General features: G+C 67.3%; 16 protein-coding genes. 2 read left to right on the top strand and 14 right to left on the bottom strand.

The genetic code is table 11. The features are described 5' to 3' along the window. Positions 1–2: 2 nt before the first annotated feature. Genes G6N67_RS24695 through G6N67_RS24730 form a run of 8 tightly spaced genes read right to left on the bottom strand, consistent with a single transcriptional unit; the run spans position 3 to position 7,643 of the window. A complete protein-coding gene (locus G6N67_RS24695; protein ID WP_036428143.1) occupies positions 3–389 on the bottom strand; it encodes a DUF6285 domain-containing protein in 387 nt (128 codons plus the stop codon). Next, positions 386–1,366, bottom strand: coding sequence for a phosphotransferase family protein (locus G6N67_RS24700; protein ID WP_051578407.1), 981 nt, complete (start codon positions 1,364–1,366; stop codon positions 386–388). The genes G6N67_RS24695 and G6N67_RS24700 overlap by 4 nt, the downstream gene beginning before the upstream one ends. After that, the gene (locus G6N67_RS24705) at positions 1,363–2,607 is read right to left on the bottom strand and encodes an acyl-CoA dehydrogenase family protein (RefSeq protein WP_036428141.1); all 1,245 of its coding nucleotides are present in this window, start codon (positions 2,605–2,607) and stop codon (positions 1,363–1,365) included. The genes G6N67_RS24700 and G6N67_RS24705 overlap by 4 nt, the downstream gene beginning before the upstream one ends. Before the next feature lie 20 nt (positions 2,608–2,627). Further along, a complete protein-coding gene (locus G6N67_RS24710; RefSeq protein WP_036428140.1) occupies positions 2,628–3,248 on the bottom strand; it encodes a TetR/AcrR family transcriptional regulator in 621 nt (206 codons plus the stop codon). Positions 3,249–3,251: 3 nt separating this feature from the next. Next, entirely contained in the window at positions 3,252–4,154 is a 903-nt protein-coding gene (locus G6N67_RS24715) for a hydroxymethylglutaryl-CoA lyase (RefSeq protein WP_036428139.1), read from the bottom strand. After that, complete coding sequence (locus tag G6N67_RS24720; RefSeq protein ID WP_036428138.1) at positions 4,151–5,353, bottom strand: CaiB/BaiF CoA transferase family protein; 1,203 nt, start codon at positions 5,351–5,353, stop codon at positions 4,151–4,153. Before G6N67_RS24720 ends, G6N67_RS24715 begins: the two co-directional genes overlap by 4 nt. Continuing rightward, positions 5,350–6,549, bottom strand: coding sequence for an alpha/beta hydrolase family protein (locus G6N67_RS24725; RefSeq protein ID WP_036428136.1), 1,200 nt, complete (start codon positions 6,547–6,549; stop codon positions 5,350–5,352). The genes G6N67_RS24720 and G6N67_RS24725 overlap by 4 nt, the downstream gene beginning before the upstream one ends. Positions 6,550–6,551: 2 nt before the next feature. Next, positions 6,552–7,643 (bottom strand): homogentisate 1,2-dioxygenase, encoded by a 1,092-nt coding sequence (locus tag G6N67_RS24730; protein ID WP_036428134.1) that lies wholly within the window; start codon positions 7,641–7,643, stop codon positions 6,552–6,554. A gap of 254 nt (positions 7,644–7,897) precedes the next feature. Here G6N67_RS24730 and G6N67_RS24735 point away from each other — a divergent pair, with 254 nt between their 5' ends. After that, a complete protein-coding gene (locus G6N67_RS24735; protein ID WP_036428133.1) occupies positions 7,898–8,455 on the top strand; it encodes a type 1 glutamine amidotransferase domain-containing protein in 558 nt (185 codons plus the stop codon). Between the two features lie 5 nt (positions 8,456–8,460). Here G6N67_RS24735 and G6N67_RS24740 read toward each other — a convergent pair whose 3' ends face one another. Then, positions 8,461–9,048 (bottom strand): GrpB family protein, encoded by a 588-nt coding sequence (locus tag G6N67_RS24740; RefSeq protein WP_036434123.1) that lies wholly within the window; start codon positions 9,046–9,048, stop codon positions 8,461–8,463. A gap of 21 nt (positions 9,049–9,069) precedes the next feature. Beyond that, a complete protein-coding gene (locus G6N67_RS24745; RefSeq protein ID WP_051578406.1) occupies positions 9,070–10,236 on the bottom strand; it encodes an acyl-CoA dehydrogenase family protein in 1,167 nt (388 codons plus the stop codon). A 441-nt stretch (positions 10,237–10,677) separates the two neighbouring features. Here G6N67_RS24745 and G6N67_RS24750 point away from each other — a divergent pair, with 441 nt between their 5' ends. Further along, positions 10,678–11,655: an esterase family protein gene (locus G6N67_RS24750; RefSeq protein ID WP_036428131.1), complete on the top strand. Its 978-nt coding sequence runs from the start codon at positions 10,678–10,680 to the stop codon at positions 11,653–11,655. A gap of 70 nt (positions 11,656–11,725) precedes the next feature. Here the strand turns inward: G6N67_RS24750 and G6N67_RS24755 are convergent, their stop codons facing one another. The 4 genes from G6N67_RS24755 to hisN all read right to left on the bottom strand — a co-directional run bounded on the left by G6N67_RS24755 (position 11,726) and on the right by hisN (position 16,338). After that, positions 11,726–12,724: an oxidoreductase gene (locus G6N67_RS24755; RefSeq protein ID WP_036428129.1), complete on the bottom strand. Its 999-nt coding sequence runs from the start codon at positions 12,722–12,724 to the stop codon at positions 11,726–11,728. 93 nt (positions 12,725–12,817) lie between these two features. Beyond that, positions 12,818–14,038, bottom strand: coding sequence for an acyl-CoA dehydrogenase family protein (locus G6N67_RS24760; RefSeq protein ID WP_036428128.1), 1,221 nt, complete (start codon positions 14,036–14,038; stop codon positions 12,818–12,820). A gap of 14 nt (positions 14,039–14,052) precedes the next feature. Next, positions 14,053–15,450, bottom strand: coding sequence for an acyl-CoA dehydrogenase family protein (locus tag G6N67_RS24765; protein WP_036428126.1), 1,398 nt, complete (start codon positions 15,448–15,450; stop codon positions 14,053–14,055). A 105-nt stretch (positions 15,451–15,555) separates the two neighbouring features. Further along, positions 15,556–16,338: a histidinol-phosphatase gene (gene hisN / locus G6N67_RS24770; protein ID WP_036428118.1), complete on the bottom strand. Its 783-nt coding sequence runs from the start codon at positions 16,336–16,338 to the stop codon at positions 15,556–15,558. Positions 16,339–16,343: the final 5 nt, after the last annotated feature.

Consider the following 16,343-nt stretch of genomic DNA (forward strand, 5'->3'; position numbering starts at 1 on the left):
TGCTATTGCTCGTCATAGCCGGGATGCGCGACAGCCAGCCGGTGCGCGACCAGCTGCCGCAGACATGCCGTGACCTCGTCGGCCCGATCGTCGAGGGCACCGGCCCGGATCGCCGCGGCGAACGCAGCTTCGTCGTCGAAGCCGAGTCGGGCCAGCGTCGCGGTCGCGGCGGCCGGTGCGTCGGCCAGCAGTTCCCGTTCGACCACCCGCAACGCGTTGGCCGCGACCCTGGCGTGGAAGCCCACCGCGCCGCCCACGGTGTCGCGCACCTCGGTGTCGAGGAATTCGGCGACCGCCGCGACGAGCTCGGCGGCGGTGGGCCGCCCGAAGTGTCCGGCGGTGGGCCGCCCGAAGTGTCCGGCGGTGGGCCGCCCGAAGTGGCCCGTCATGATTCGCCCCCCTCCAGCAGGCCGAGCAGATCCCACTCGGTTTCGGCGACGCGCCTGCCGATCGCCGCCAGCTCGACCGATCGGTGTTGCCCGCTGAGGTGACGCTCGGCCTGATAGCGGCAGATGATTCCCCAGCGCAGCGTGGCCAACACGAGCCACCAGTGGATGGCGTCGCGGTCGACGGGCGCCCCGCCCGCGGCCTCGTAGGCGGTCAGGAAGCTCTCGACGCTGCCCAGACCGCCTGCACCCAGACTCGGCGGGGCGCCGAATCGCCAGGCGCGGATGCAGAACCAGGCCAGATCTTCGTAGACCTCGCCGAGGTGTACGAGCTCCCAGTCGAGCACGGCCGCGAGGTCCGAACCGGCGACGATGAGATTGCCCATCCGGAAATCGCCGTGGACCAACCGGTGTGGAGACGGTTGCGGTCGATGCTCGGCAAGCCAGCGGAATGTCCACTCGAACGTCGCTGTGGTGTCACCTATTTCGTCGAGTTGATCGCGCCACTGGGTGAGCGGGTCCTGGTGGCTCAGGGCGGGATCGTCGGGTGGGGCGGCGCGGTGGATGGCGGCCAGCGCGTGCGCGCACTGGGTCAGCAACGTGGCCCGGCCGGCGTCGTCGAGTTGTCGCTGAATCCGGCGCACGATCGTCTCGCCGGCGATGAAGTCACATACCAGGAACGGATTGCCCAGTGCGGCAGCCGAATCGTCGGCGACCAGAACGTGCGGGACCGGGGCGCCGGCCGCCGCCGCTGCGCGCTGTGCCCCGGCCTCGGTCTCCATCGCCGCGTGTACCTCGTCGGGCGGCCCGGTGCGCAGGATCAGGGTGCGCCGCTGCGAAGAGGTCACGGCTTCGAACGACCACGTGGTCCGGCTCGCGCCGCCCGTCAGCTCCCGCAGGTTCTGCACCGCGACGTCGGTACCGAGGACCGGGGCCAGCACTGTGCCGAGGGCACGCGTCAGCTCGGCGGCCTCGGTCACCGCGTGCCCTTGCCGAATCCGAACAGGCGCTGGGCCACCCGGCGCATCTGGATCTCCTCGGCGCCTTCGGTGATGCGGTAGCGCCGGTGATGGCGGTAGATGTGCTCGAACGGTTCGTGCCTGCTGTAGCCGATCCCGCCGTGGACCTGCATCGCGCGGTCGGCGGCCTCGCACACGAGCCGGTTGGCTCGGTAGTTGGCCATCGAGACCTTGTCGGAAACCTCCATGTGATGGTTCCCGTCGAGTTGAGTGGCCGCGTAATACACCAGCAGGCGCACCATCTGGGCCTCGGTCTGCAGCTCCACCAAGGGCCACTGGACCGCTTGGTTGACCGCGAGTGGCTTGCCGAACACCACCCGCTCGTTGGCGTACGCCACGGCGCGGTCGATGCAGTACTGGGCCGCGCCCAGGCTGCTGGCGGCCTGGCGAATCCGGTTCTCGTGCAGGAACGTCTGGCCGACTTCCAGGCCGCGGTCGACCTCACCGAGCACCGCATCGGCAGGCACCCGCACGTTGTCCAGCACCACTTCGCCGTGATCGGTCGGCATGTTGAACGTCCACCAGTAGAACGGCACCGTGAATCCCTGGGCGTCGGTGGGCACCAGGAACGCCGTGATACCCCTGGCCTGGCCGGGTTGCCCGGAGGTCCGGGCGAAGATGAGGTCATGGGTCGCGCGGTGCACACCGGTGTTCCAGCGTTTGGTGCCGTTGATGACCCAACCGTCACCGTCGGGCGTGGCGGTCGTCTCCAACCATGTGGCGTCACTACCGTGACCCGGTTCGGTCAGCCCGAATGCCATCGACCGCTGCCCGGTGATCATGGCCTCGACCCAGTCTCGTTTCTGGTCCTCGGTGCCGAACCGGTCCATCATGATGACCTGGGGGAAGTTCCCCACGATCGACGACTCGTCCTGCAGGTCGTTGTGCAGGCCAAGCCCTTTGCGGGCCAGGTGTTCCCGGATGACAGCCATGTCCAGGTTGGTGCCGTCACGACCGCCGAAGCGGGCAGGCAGGCCGTAGCGCAGCCAGCCGGCGGCATCGGCGCGCCTGCGCATCTCGTCGAGCAGATCCTCCCAGGCCCGCGCCGGTATGCCACCGTTGTCCCAGTCGGTGCGCGCGTACTCGCGACGCTGGTCGAAATACTGCATGTGCTCGCGTTCCAGGGGCTTGATCTGCGCCTCGATGAACTCGTCCATGTCGTCGAGCAGGCGCGGAAGGTGTTCCGGTAACGCGAAATCCACGATGATTCCTCTTTCTGATGTCAGCGGCCGTAGAGAGTTTTCTTCCAGATCGTGGTCAGTGTCGTCACGGCGTCGGCATCGCTGATCGGGGTGCCGAGACCGGGGCCGCCGGCCATCACGGCCGTGAAGTTCTCGAACAGCAGCGCGATGGCGGTTGCGGTGTGCTCCACGTTGAGATCCCGCGCGAATCCCTGGTCCTGGGCTCGCCGGATGGAGGCTGCCACGATGTCGATGCCGAAGCGCCGGAACTCGTTCTGCACTTCGGCGAACCGTGGTTGCGTGGCTCCCAGCTGCGCGACGGCGATCATGATGCCGATGTTCTGCTTGAACAGGTTCCAGTACCCGGTGACCACGGTGGTGAAGTACTCGCTGTCCGCGGGGGAGTCCGGTAGCGGCACGCTCAGGCCCGACGGTGCGACGACGTCGTGCAGGAACGATCCGGCCAGTGAGGCCAACAGGTCTTCCTTGTCGTCGAAATACCGGTAGAACACCGCGGACGATTTCCCGGCCGCCGAGGTGATGTCCGCGAGCGTCGTGCCGTGAAAACCGCGTTCGGCGAACAGCTTGCGCGCCGCGACCTCGATGGCGGCCCGGGTCTGCCTGCCCTTGGCGGTGAGCGTGCCCGACGTGTCCCCGGCCACGGCTCAGCCCAGGATCCGGTCACCGGCGCGCAGCAATGCGCTCGTGAGTTCGTGGCCGACGGCCTCCTGTGCGACGCGGGCCGCGTCGATGGCCCGCGTCAGGTCGACGTCGGTCTCGATCCCGCTGTCGCGCAACAGGTACACCAGATCCTCGGTCGCGATGTTGCCGCTGGCGCCCGGCGCGAACGGGCAGCCGCCCAGCCCACCGACCGACGCGTCGAGCCGGGTCACTCCGGCCTGGACTGCGGCGTAGGCGCTGGCGAGCCCCGCACCGCGGGTGTTGTGGAAATGCGCGCCGAGCGGCAGACCGTCGGTCAGGGGGCGGATCTGTTCGACCAGCGCGGTGACACGGCGCGGGGTGGTGGTGCCGATGGTGTCGGCGATCGCGATCCGGTCCACCCCGAGTTCGACTGCGGCCGAGGCGATGTCGAGTACCCGCTGCGGGGGAGTCGGGCCGTCGAACGGGCAATCCCATGCGGTCGCGACGATCACCTCGACGGAGGCGCCGCCGTCATGCGCCACGCGCGCGACATCGGCGATGGCCGCGGTCGCCTCGGTGGTGCTGCGGCCGACGTTGGCCACGCTGTGGGCATCGGACGCCGACACCACATACTCGATGGACCGCAATCCCGCCGCGACGGCGCGCCTCGCGCCGTTGGGGCTGGCGACCAGAGCGGAGAACTCCACATCGGGGAACCGGTGCAGCTCGGCGGCGAGTTCGGGCGCGTCGGCCAGCGCAGGCACCTTGGACGGGGACACGAACGCGGTCGCCTCGATCTCGCGGACCCCGGTGGCGACGATGGCCTCGAGGAGCTCAACTTTGGCCGCCAACGGAATCGGCTTCTCGATCTGCAGGCCATCACGCAGGCAGACCTCACGGATGTCGACTTTTCTCGGCAGGTTCATATGATGCCCTCCGCGCGCAGCTTGTCGAGTTCGTCGGCACTGCGGCCGAGCAACCCGGTGAACACCTCGGCGTTGTGCTGCCCGGGCTGTGCCGGGCCGGCATTGCGGATCTGGCCGGGTGATCCGGACAGCACCGGCACGATGCCGGGGCCCTTCACGTTACGCCCCACACGCTCGTCCCAGTGGTCGGCGATCATGTTGCGGGCCCGCAATTGTGGATCGTCGACCACCTCGGCGACGGTGTTGATCGGCCCGCTGATCACTCCGGCCTCAGACAGGGTGGCGATGATCTCGGCCGGCTCCCGCTGGGAGGCCCAATCCGCGATGATCTTGTCGATCTCGTCCTGATTGCGCCCGCGCGCAACATGGTTGGCGAAGCGGTCGTCGGTGGCCAGTTCGGGCCGGCCCATCGCCGCGCACAGCCGCCGGAACACGGTGTCCTGGTTGGCCGCGATCACCACCCAGCTGCCGCCCGAGCTCTGGTAGATGTTCGACGGCGCGATGCCTTCCAGCCGGGTGCCCGACGGGCCGCGCACGACGCCGCCGACGTCGTAGTCGGGGATGGTGGATTCCTGGATCGCCAGGCAGCTTTCGGTCAGCGCGGTGTCCACGATCTGCCCCTCACCCGTTACGGTGCGCCGGTAGAGCGCGGCCAACGCGCCCTGGGCGGCGAACATGCCGGCAAGACTGTCACCCAGGGAAAGCGCCAGCCGCGGCGGCGGCCCGCCCGGGAAACCGTTCATGTGCCGCAGCCCGCTGGCGGCCTCGGCGACCGACGCGTAGCCGGCCTTGCCGGCCTCCGGGCCGGTCTGGCCGTACCCCGACACCCGCACCAGGATGATGCCCTTGTTCCGGTCGCGTAGCGCGTCGTAGCCCAGGTTCCACTTCTCCAGGGTGCCCGGTCGGAAGTTCTCCACGATGATGTCGGAGCGGTCCACCAGCTCCAAGAAGAGTTCTCGTCCACGCTCGGCGCGCAGGTCGAGTGTGATCGCTTTCTTGTTGCGGGCGTGGACCGTCCAGAAGAAGTGATGCCCGTCCAGTTCGGCCTGGCCCCACGTGCGCAGGGGATCCGGATTGCTCGGCAGTTCGATCTTGATGACGTCGGCGCCCATGTCGCCGAGCAGCCTGCCGGCGAACGGGCCCGAGATCAACGTGCCGAGTTCGAGTACCCGGATGCCGTCGAGCGCGCCGGTGTTCATTGCGAGAACCCGTGGCGGTGCAGCCAATCCGTGCACACCCCGACCGCGTGGCGCAGCTTGTCGCGCTGGTCGGGGCCGGAGTAGTAGTGGTTGGCGCCCGGAATCTCGTGCATCTCTTTGTCCGTGTGCCCGATCGCCTCGTACAGGCGGCGGGTGTGGCTCGGCGTGCACGCGTCGTCGGCGAGGTTGCCGATCACCAGGGTCGGTATCGCGATGTCGGGGCCGGCTTTGACCGCGTCGCCGTTGGCATCGTCGTAGCTCCACTGCGACAGCCAGCTGCGCAGTGTGCAGAAGCGGGCCAGGCCCACCGGGCTCATGTTCACCACCTGAGGATCGCCCAGATAGCACTGCCCCGGGGTGCGTTCGTTGGGATCCACCGTCGGGTCGAGCCAGCGCGGATCGGCCATGGTGCCGTGCACGACGAACGCGAACTCTTCCAGGTCTGCGCCGGGGCGTCCGCTCGCTTTTATTTCGGCGAGCTTTTCCTTGACCCACCTGGTGATTCGCCGGTTCCGGGCGATCTGCGCCTCGTGATAGCGCTCGAGGAACTCCGGGGTGTACGGCGGCTGGTTCGGGTTGTCCGGGTTGTACAGGTCGAGTTCGGGATCCCGCTTGGTCGGGTCGCTCTCGTCGAGGATCGACGCGTCCATCCACTCGGTCATCGTCCCGTGCCTGCTGATGTGCGCGGCCAGCAGCATGAGGCCGTCTGCCGGGATCAGGCCCAATTTGGTCAGGTCGGGCCCGTCCCCGGAGGGGCTGGCCGTCACCGTCGGGTGTTGCGCCTGCTGCTGGTAGAACACCGACAGCGAGCCGCCACCACTCCACCCGGCCAGAACGACCTTCGAGTAGCCCAGCCGATTCTTGGCGTCCTTGACGCACTCGCCGAGATCCTCGACCACCTTCTCCATCAGCAGAGCGGAGTCGGTGCCGCGGAACCGGCTGTTGCAGTAGATGACGTGGTGGCCCGCGCGGGCCAGCGCATTGATCATCGGCAGGTAGGCGCCGCCGCCGATCGGGTGCATGAAGATCAGCACGGTATCTGATGGCTTGGTTTTCGGCTTGAGCAGATAGCTTTCCAGCACCACCAGTTCGGCGATGCCCCCGTAGACGTCACGCACGGACGAATTGTTCTGGTAGGCAACCAGGTACGGGATGCGGTCGTACTCGAATTTCACAGGTGCTTCGGTGGTCGTCATGTCTAGTGCTGCCCGAGATCGTTGGCCAGAATTTCGGCGGAGGGAGTGAGTCTGCGCCGGGTGTCGATCGCGATCACCGACCAGTCCACGCGGTCGTACTCGTCGAACTTGCGTCGGGCGCGTTCTCGCGCCTTCTCGGGTGCGCCGTGGTGAACCCCTTGTGGCGCATGTGAAACCAGGCCGGGCGGCATGGGGATGCCGTACAGCGAGCCGGCATGGAAGAACGCGATCTCGTCGTAGTCGACATTGCGGTGATACCACGGGGTGCGTTCGGTGCCGGGAACGCTCTCGGCCGGTTTGGGCAGGAAGTTCATCACATACACACCGGTGGCCTGCATGAACAGGTGCACGGTCGGCGGCAGGTGCACGCTCTCGGACGTGATGACGGTGTAGTCCTCGATGTTGAAGGTGAACGGGAAGTTGTCCCCGCGCCACCCTTCGACATCGAGCGGATTGTGTTGGTAGAAAAGGCTTGTCGGTCCGCCGTCATGGACAAGGCGAACTTCGTACTCGGCCCTGCCGTCGTCGTCGACCGGAGCCGGTTCGGGAATGGTTACCTGCGCCGGGTCGAAAGGGAAGTGCCGCCCGAGTGTTCCGGCCGGTGGCACTCGGAAGTCGTCAGTTGCCTGGATCATGAGCAGCGTGGTCTCCGTCGTCGGCACCTGTCGCCACGTGCACGCCTTCGGAAGGTAAACCCAGTCGCCTTCCCGGTAGGGCAGTGGCCCGAACTCGGTCTCCAGCAGGCCCGAGCCCTTGTGGACGAACGAGAGGAGGTCGCCGTCGACGTAGCGCACGAAGAAGGGCATCTCGTCTGTGCGCCGGCTCAGCAGGATCTGGCAGTCGGCGTTGGAGAACATCATCAGCGGCCCGCCGTGGGCGTCGGTGGCGTCGGAGGGCTTGAGCTCCGAGGACAGCACGTCGGTGGGCCGGAGCGGCCCGACTGTGCGGTACGCCGTTGGGTCGTTGCGGCGGTACATGTTGGCGGTGCGGCCGATGAACCCGCCCCGGCCGAGTTCGTCATCCTTGAGGCCGTCGAGATCGGCATGTACCCGCTTCGGGGTTTTGCCTTTGCGCAGGTGAACGAACGATTCCATGCTTCGGCTCCTGACATGGCGGGAAAAAACTAAATGTGACTTTACTTTTCTTTCCATGGATGGCAAGGGTGTGCGCAGCGCTGACCACCCGCGTTTCAGGTCTGGCTTGCCGGGGTAGCCCTCGGTCACATCGGTCGTCACACCGGTCACGGAGGGAGGCGCGTCGGCAGCAGTCATACAGCGTCGCCGTCACATCCGATCCAATTGGAGCGCAGGGTGTCTGCGGTCCACTCGGCGCACAGGAAAGGACCATCATGTCCAACGAATTGCAGGGTCGCAGGGTCGCCATTCTCGCCGCGGATGGTGTGGAACGCGTCGAACTCGAACAGCCGCGTGCCGCCGTCGAGGACGAGGGTGGTCATGTCGAGCTGCTGTCGCTGAAGGCCGGCGAGATCCAGGCTCGCGATCACGACCTCGAGCCGGCGGGCACCTTTGCGGTGGACCGCACCGTCGCCGACGCGAAGGTGGGCGAGTTCGACGCGCTGATCCTGCCCGGCGGAACCGTGAACCCGGACAAGCTGAGGCTCGACGAGACCGCGGTGGCGTTCGTCCGCGACTTCGTGCGATCGGGCAAGACCGTCGCAGCCATCTGCCACGGTCCGTGGACCCTCGCGGAGGCCGACGTGGTCCGCGACCGGACGCTGACGAGTTATCCGAGTATCCGCACCGACCTCCGCAACGCCGGTGCCAATGTCGTCGACCGGCAGGTCTGCGTCGACGGCCATCTGATCACAAGCCGCGATCCGGGAGACCTGCCGGCGTTCTGCGAGGCCATCATCGACGAACTGGCGAGCACGCCGGCTCAGACCTGACCGCGTTACAGCATGCCCGCGGCGCGAAAGATCCGGTCGTAGATCTCGCGGACCACGGGCTGCTTGCGCGCGTTGTAGTCCATCACGTGGCCGCCGCCGGGAATGGCCGCGTACTTGGCCCGCTCATAGCGGGCCCGATCATCGGGATGCGAAGCCAGCCAGTCGCGGAACATGCGGTGCCGGATCGTCTCCGGGCAGTCGGGGCCGAAGACGTGGAGGTTCACGCGCGGCTCGTCGAGCTTGAGGCACCGGTGCTGATGCCAGCTCGGTTCGCGAATGGTCAGGCGGTAGCCGATGCGCTCGAGGGCCGGGACGTAGGCGTCCTCGTCACGCGGGTCGGCCACCGTGAGGTCGATGTCGATGACGTCCTTGGCGCTGAGCCCCGGCACCGAGGTCGATCCGACGTGTTCGACGTCGAGTGCCGTTTCGCCGAGCGCGTCGCGGATCGCGGTGGCCAGAACCCGGAACCGCTGCGGCCACTGCGGGTCGTATGCGACGAGGGTGACCGGTTCGGCCGGGGGAGGGCCGTGCACCCACGGATCTTCATCCGGGTTGGGGTCATGATGGCGGGTGATTTCCTCGTTGCTGGCCATCATGTCGACCGTACCGAACGGTCACACCATCGCGACCGGGGAGATCTTCATGCCGATCGACAGCGCACCGGCCAGTTCGCGGCTGGTGTCGTAGTCGAAGATCACGTGGCCCGACAGCACGTCGACGTCCCGCTTGAGCCGCTGCAGCGGGTTGTTCAGGAAGTGTGCGCTCGCGCCCGACGACCCCAGCAGCAGCGCGATGACGGCCTGCGATTCGTGGACGATGTGGGACGCGGCCAACCGCGCCTGCCCGCGGGCGTTGCGTGACACCGGATCGCCCGCGGCCACCACGTCCTGGATCTCTCCCACGGTGTCGGCCAACAGGCCGCGCAACGCGCGCAGGCGCACCTCGGCCTCGCCGAGATGGGACTGCGCGGCGGGCTTGTCCTTTTGTTTGACGCCCTCGTAGGCGATCACCCGCTCGGACAGTCGCTCGGCGTAGGTCTCAGCGGCGCGTTCGGCACTGCCGAGCGCCGGCATCGCGGCCAGGAGTGCCAGCGCGGGCACCATGGGCCACCGGTAGGTCGTCGCGTCGTGCAGGACCGCGCCGGGCGCGGTGCCCGAATAGATGTCGACGACGCGCACGAGCCGGTGTTCGGGCACGAACACATCGGAGATGACGACGTCGTTGGAACCGGTCGCGCGCATGCCGTCGGTGTGCCACACGTCCTCGACGCTGATCTGGTCGGCGGGCAGCAGAGCCAGTGCGGGATAGATCGCATCGTCCGGTCCGCAGAGCGCACCGACCATGATCCAGTTGGCGTCCATCACCCCGGTGGCCCACGACCACCGGCCGCTGAGCCGTACGCCCCCGTCGGCCGGCAGTGCGCGTCCGGTCGGCGCCAGCGGCGCGGGCGCCAGGAAGGGGCGGGTGGTGAATGCCTCTGCCTGCGCCTGTTCGTCGAACAACGCCAGCATCCAGTTGTGTAGCGCGTAGAAGCCGATGGTCCATGCGCTCGACGCGCAGCCATGCGCCATGCGGCGCACCGGGTCCAGGATCGCGGGGAATTCGGCCTGCAGGCCGCCGTAGCGGGCAGGCACCAGCAGATCGGTGAACCCCGACTCGGCGAGGTCGGCGAGTGTGGCGGCGGGCAGGCGGCGCAATTCCTCGGCCTCGCGGGCCCGTTCGGCCAGCTTCGCGACGAATGCCGGGCCGATCGCCGACTCCACGACATCGAGTGTGGTCATGATCGCGAAGTTACCATACTTTTTAGTATGGAAGCGCGACACGAATGCCCGAGGAATCGCATTGGCGACGATCGGATAACCCTCAGGACACCGGTTGCGCACGGATCGGCGACGGCCGTCTAACGGCCGACCTGGGAGCATTCGGCTCGATATCCGAGTTTTCGCAGGCAGAAGGCATGGCGAAGGGGAAATGCCGGTGCCGATGCGGTGTTCGCGGGCCGGGCGAAACGCGACGGGTTAACGCGTGGTCGGTTTTCTCTAATTGCGGCCTCATGATTTACTCAAGGCGCAACAACTGAATTTCTCGGTCCGCTCTCCGAGGCACCGGGCTCAGTCGAGCGGGCGCGAACATCGCGGTGAACATTCACCGCGATGTCGCTGGATGATCGCTGATCGCGCAGTCCTGGGCGTAATTGACCGGAAGACGGATGGATTCGCAGTATGACCTTCATTGACAAGATTCGTGGCCGTTGGGCCCGCCGGATGACGGTGGTGGCTATGGCAGCCCTGCTGCTGCCTGGCTTGATCGGCGTAGCCGGTGGATCGGCAACCGCGGGAGCGTTCTCCCGGCCCGGCCTGCCGGTTGAGTACCTGATGGTCCCGTCGCCGTCGATGGGCCGCGACATCAAGATTCAGTTCCAGAGTGGTGGACCGGGCTCGCACGCGGTGTACCTGCTCGACGGCCTGCGTGCGCAGGACGACTTCAACGGCTGGGACATCAACACCAACGCGTTCGAGATGTTCCTCGACTCCGGCCTGTCGGTGGTCATGCCCGTCGGTGGTCAGTCGAGCTTCTACAGCGACTGGTACAACCAGGCATGCGGCAAGGCCGGCTGCACCACCTACAAGTGGGAGACCTTCCTCACCAGCGAGCTGCCGCAGTGGCTGGCCGCCAACCGCGATGTCGCACCGACCGGCAATGCCGCGATCGGTCTGTCGATGGCCGGTTCGGCAGCGATGATCCTCGCGGCCTACCACCCCGAGCAGTTCATCTACGCGGGCTCGATGTCGGGCTTCCTGAACCCCTCCGAGGGCTGGTGGCCGTTCCTGATCAACATCTCGATGGGTGATGCCGGCGGCTACAAGGCCAACGACATGTGGGGTCCGACCGAGGATCCGAACAGCGCCTGGAAGCGCAACGACCCGATGGTGCAGATCCCGACGCTTGTCGCCAACAACACGCGCCTCTGGGTCTACTGCGGCAACGGCCAGCCCAACGAGCTCGGCGGCGGCGACCTGCCCGCCACCTTCCTCGAGGGTCTGACCATCCGCACCAACGAGACGTTCCGCGACAACTACATCGCCGCGGGCGGCAACAACGCCGTGTTCAACTTCCCGGACAACGGCACGCACAACTGGGCCTACTGGGCCCGGGAACTGCAGGCCATGATTCCGGACCTGCAGCGGGTGCTGGGCTAAGCCCTCCTCGCGAACAGAACCAAAAGCTGCCCCAAATCCTCGGATTTGGGGCAGTTTTGGTTGAGCGGTGTCAGAAGCCGCCGGCTACCTTCACCACCGCACGTCCGGCATAGCGACCGGCCCGGACCTCGTCGAGCACACTCACGACATCCTTGACGTCGACCTCGTGTGTGATGTCGGCGAGGTGCCGTGGCCTGAGCGAGCCGCCCAGCCGCTCCCACAGCGCACGCCGGGGCTCGATGCGCAGCAGCACCGAGTCGATGCCCAGCAGCGCCACACCGCGCAGGATGAACGGCATCACCGTGGTGTTGAGCCCGGCACCGCCGGTGAGCCCGCTCGCCGCGACGGCGCCGCCGTACCGCAGCGTGCTCAGTACGTCCGCGAGCGTCGCGCCGCCGACGCAGTCCACCGCCCCGGCCCACCGCGTCTTGGCGAGCGGGCGGGGCTTGGCGTGCGGATCGGCGGGCAGCCTGCCGATCACCTCAGCGGCGCCCAGAGCCCGCAGGCGGTCGGCCTGATCAGCCTTGCCGGTCGACGCCACCACCTCGAAGCCCGCGGCGGCGAGCAGGTCGATGCTCACCGAGCCGACCCCGCCGGTGGCCCCGGTCACGACGATCGGGCCGTCCTGCGGTGTGATGCCGCGGTCGATCAATGCCTGCACGCTCATTGCCGCGGTGAACCCGGCCGTTCCGATGGCTGCGCCTTCCCGCGGCGTGAGTGCGCCCAGCGCGACCACCTGATCGGCGGGGAGCCGCGCGTATTCGGCGTAGCCGCCGTGGTGGCCCGTGCCGATCTGATAGCCGTGCGCCAGCACCAGGTCGCCGACCGTGAAGTCCGGTGATTCCGATGCCACCACCTCACCGGTCAGGTCGATGCCGGGAACGATCGGATATTCGCGCACCACACCGCCTTTGGGTGTCAGCGCGAGGGCATCCTTGAAGTTGACGCTGGAATACAGCACGCGGACGGTCACTTCGCCCGGAGGAAGCGAAGACTCCTCAAGCGTCTCGACCGTCACGTCGATGCCGTCGTCGTCCTGCCGTGCCACCAGTGCCTGAAACGATTCCATGGCCTCACCCTATTGGCCGAGCAGACGCGAAAATACCCGGTTTCCATGGAAACCGGGTACTTCAGCGTCTGCTCGCCGGAGAAGTCCGCTACTTCACTTCAACTCGGACGAGGACAGGCCCAGCAGGCGGCGGGCGACCACGAGTTGCTGGATCTGCTGCGTGCCTTCGAAGATGTCGAGGATCTTGGAGTCGCGGGCCCACTTCTCCAGCAGGGTCTGCTCGGAATAGCCGACGGTTCCGGCCATTTCGACGGCCTTGAGGGTGATGTCGCTGGCCACCCGGGCGGCCTTGGCCTTACCCATCGAGGCCTCTTTGGAGTTGGGGATGCTGTTGTCGGCCTGCCATGCCGACCGCACCGTCAGCAGGTAACCGGCCTCCCAATCGGCCTCCATGCGCAGGAACTCCGCGGCCGCGGCGCTCTGCGCATGGGCGGGCTTGTCGTAGGAGATCTCCACGCCGGCGTCGGTGAGGATCGCGCGCAGATCTTCCAGGGCGGCGCGCGCGATGCCGACCGCCATGGCCGCCACGATGGGCCGGGTGTTGTCGAAGGTCTCCATGACCCCGGCAAAACCCTTCTCCACGTGGATTTCCGGGTCGCCGAGCAGATTGTCCTTGGGGATGCGGGCGTTCTCGAAGCGGATCACCGCGGTGTCGGACGCCTTGATGCCGAGTTTGTGCTCGAGACGCTCGACCGTGACACCGGGATGTTCACGCGGCACGATGAACGACTTGATGGCCGCTCGGCCCAACGACTTGTCGAGCGTTGCCCACACCACGATGTGGGTGGCCCGTGAACCGGCGGTGACGAAGATCTTCTCGCCGTTGATCACGTACTCGTCGCCGTCGAGCACCGCGGTGGTGGTCACGGCCGCCGAGTCGGAACCGAAGCCCGGCTCGGTGATGGCCATCGCGGCCCACACGTCCTTGCCGAGGCGCTCCAGCTGCTCGGGGGTTGCCACCGACGAGATCGCCGCGTTGCCGAGGCCCTGGCGCGGCACCGACAGCAGCAATGCCACATCACCCCAACTGATTTCGAGGGCATTGAGCAGCGCCGACATGTTGGCCCCGTTGATGGTGACCTTCTCGCCCTTGGTGTTGGCGTCGTCACGGAACGCCTCGGCGCCCGCGAACGAGATGGTCTTGGCGCTTGAGATGCCTTCGAACAGGTTGGCCAGGGTGTCGAGCTCGACCGGGTAGGCGTGCTCGGCAAGGTCGTACTTGCGCGAGATCGGGCGAAGCATCTCCGCGGCGCCCTGATGGCCCTTCTCGATGACCGCCTGAAGCTTGCGGGGCATTTCCAGATTGATTGCCATGATTCGTCTTTCGCTTAGAGGACCACGACACCTTCGGCGACGCCGACGGCCCGCAGATCGCGGTACCAGCGTTCGACCGGGTGTTCCTTGGTGTAGCCGTGACCGCCGAGCAGCTGGACACCGTCCAAGCCGATCTGCATGCCCTTGTCGGTCCCGAGCTTGCGGGCCAGAGCCGCCTCGCGGGCGAACGGCAGGCCCTGTTCGGCACGTGCGGCACCGCGCCAGGTGATGAGCCGCAGCCCGTCGAGTTCGATGGCGATGTTGGCGGCCATGAACGCCACCGACTGCCGGTGGGCGATGGGCTCGCCGAACGCGTGGCGTTCCTTGATGTAGGGAATCACGTAGTCCAGCACCGCGTGCGAGGTGCCGACCGCCAGCGCGGCCCAACCGAGTCGCGACAGCGCGATGGCCTCGGAGTAGTCCTGATCGGTCGCGTCGTCCTCGCCGAGGCGCGCGCTCAGCGGCACGGCCACGTTGTCGAGCTCGACCTGCCCCAGCGCCGCCGCGCGGATACCCATGCTCGGATCAGCCTTGACGGTCAGCCCCTGCGACGCCGCCTCGACGATGAACAGCGCCGGTTTGCCGCCCAGTTGTGCTGCGACGACGAACAATTCGGCATCGGCGGCCGCCGGCACCAGCGATTTGACGCCGGACAGCCGGTAGCCGCTCGGCGTGCGTACCGCGGTGGTCTTGAGGGCTGTCGGGTCGAACAGCGCGTGCGGTTCGGCGATGGCCACACAGGCCTGCGGCACGTTCTCGCCGGCGAATTCCTTGAGATAGGTGGCCTGCTGGTCGGCGCTGCCCCAGTGGGTCAGGGCCGAGGCCACACCGCCGGGGGCCAGGATCGGCAGCGCCAGCCCCATGTCGCCGTAGGCCAGGGCCTCGGCGACCAGTGCGTTGGTCACGGTGCTGCGGTGCTCGGCGATGCCGTCGAAGTCCTCGGGGACGTTGACCGCGGTGATGCCCAGTTCGGCGGCCTTGGCGATCAGGTCCGCCGGGTAGGTCGCGGCGTTGTCGGCGTCGTAGGCCGCAGGTCGCAGGATCTCCTCGGCGAATTCGCTGACCGTCTCGACGATCATCTTCTGGTCGTCGTCGGGGGTGAGGTCGAAGTAGTCGGCACCGCTGGCCTTGAGCCGCGTGGGTGCCTTACCGAGTCCCTGAATGCGCTGGAACTGCCGGGTGGCCGCTCCGGCGGTCGAAAAGACTTGCTTGACACCGTATTTCAGGCCGCGGTTGAGCGGGTCGCGCAGTCCGTAGCGGTCCAGGAACTCCTGGCCGACGATCGGGGTGATCAGCGCCAACCCGATGTCGGTCGCTGTCCGCTTGTGCTTGTGCAGGCCCACGGCGCTTGGTCGGCCGGAGCGCTCGGGACGGGGTGCAGAGCCGTTCTTGGACGGCAGGGTGTTGGTCATTGTCAGCTGCCTCTAGTTGGTCGTGGCGACGCTTCTGACCGTATCTTACTCCAGAGTAAGATACGGCGTATCTGTAACCAACTTCACAGCCCGCCCGTGCGGCGATCAGCCCTCCGACAGCCGCTTGAGCACCTCGGCGTGCAGCAGGCCGTTGGTCGCCAGCGCGCTGCCGCCGTGCGGCCCGTCTGCGCCATCGATGCTGGTGAACGTGCCGCCGGCCTCGCGGATCAAGATGTCCAGGGGGGCGATGTCCCACAGCTTCACCTCGGGCTCGCACGCGATGTCCACGGCGCCTTCGGCGACCATGCAGTACGACCAGAAGTCCCCGTACGCGCGAACCCGCCACACCGCGTCGGTCAGCTCGACGAAGCGGTCCCGGCGGCCCTCCCATCCCGTGGTCAGATCCGAGTACGACAAGCTCGCGGCCGACAGATCCGAAACCCCCGACACGGCCAGCTTGCGCGTCGCCCCGCCGAACGAGCCGTAGGCGCCCTGGCCGGCCCCGGCCCACCAGCGACGCGCCAACGCCGGTGCGCTCACCACGCCGACCACCGGTGCGCCGTCCTCCAGCAGTGCGATCAGCGTGCACCACACCGGAACGCCGCGGACGAAGTTCTTGGTCCCGTCGATCGGATCGATCACCCATTGCCGACCACTCAAAACCGTTGTGCCACCGAACTCTTCGCCGAACACCGAGTCGCCGGGCCGGGCATCGGCCAATGTTGCGCGCAGTGACTCCTCGGCGCCACGGTCCGCATCGGTGACGGGGGTGAGATCCGGTTTGGTCTCGACGTGCAGATCCAGCGCGCCGAATCGGGCCATGGTCAGCGTGTCGGCCTGGTCGGCCAGGGTCAGGGCGAGGGTCAAGTCATCCGCGACGGTGCTCATGGCAG

Origin of the sequence: Mycolicibacterium mageritense, from assembly GCF_010727475.1 — a bacterium.
GTDB classification, from domain to species: Bacteria; Actinomycetota; Actinomycetes; order Mycobacteriales; family Mycobacteriaceae; genus Mycobacterium; species Mycobacterium mageritense.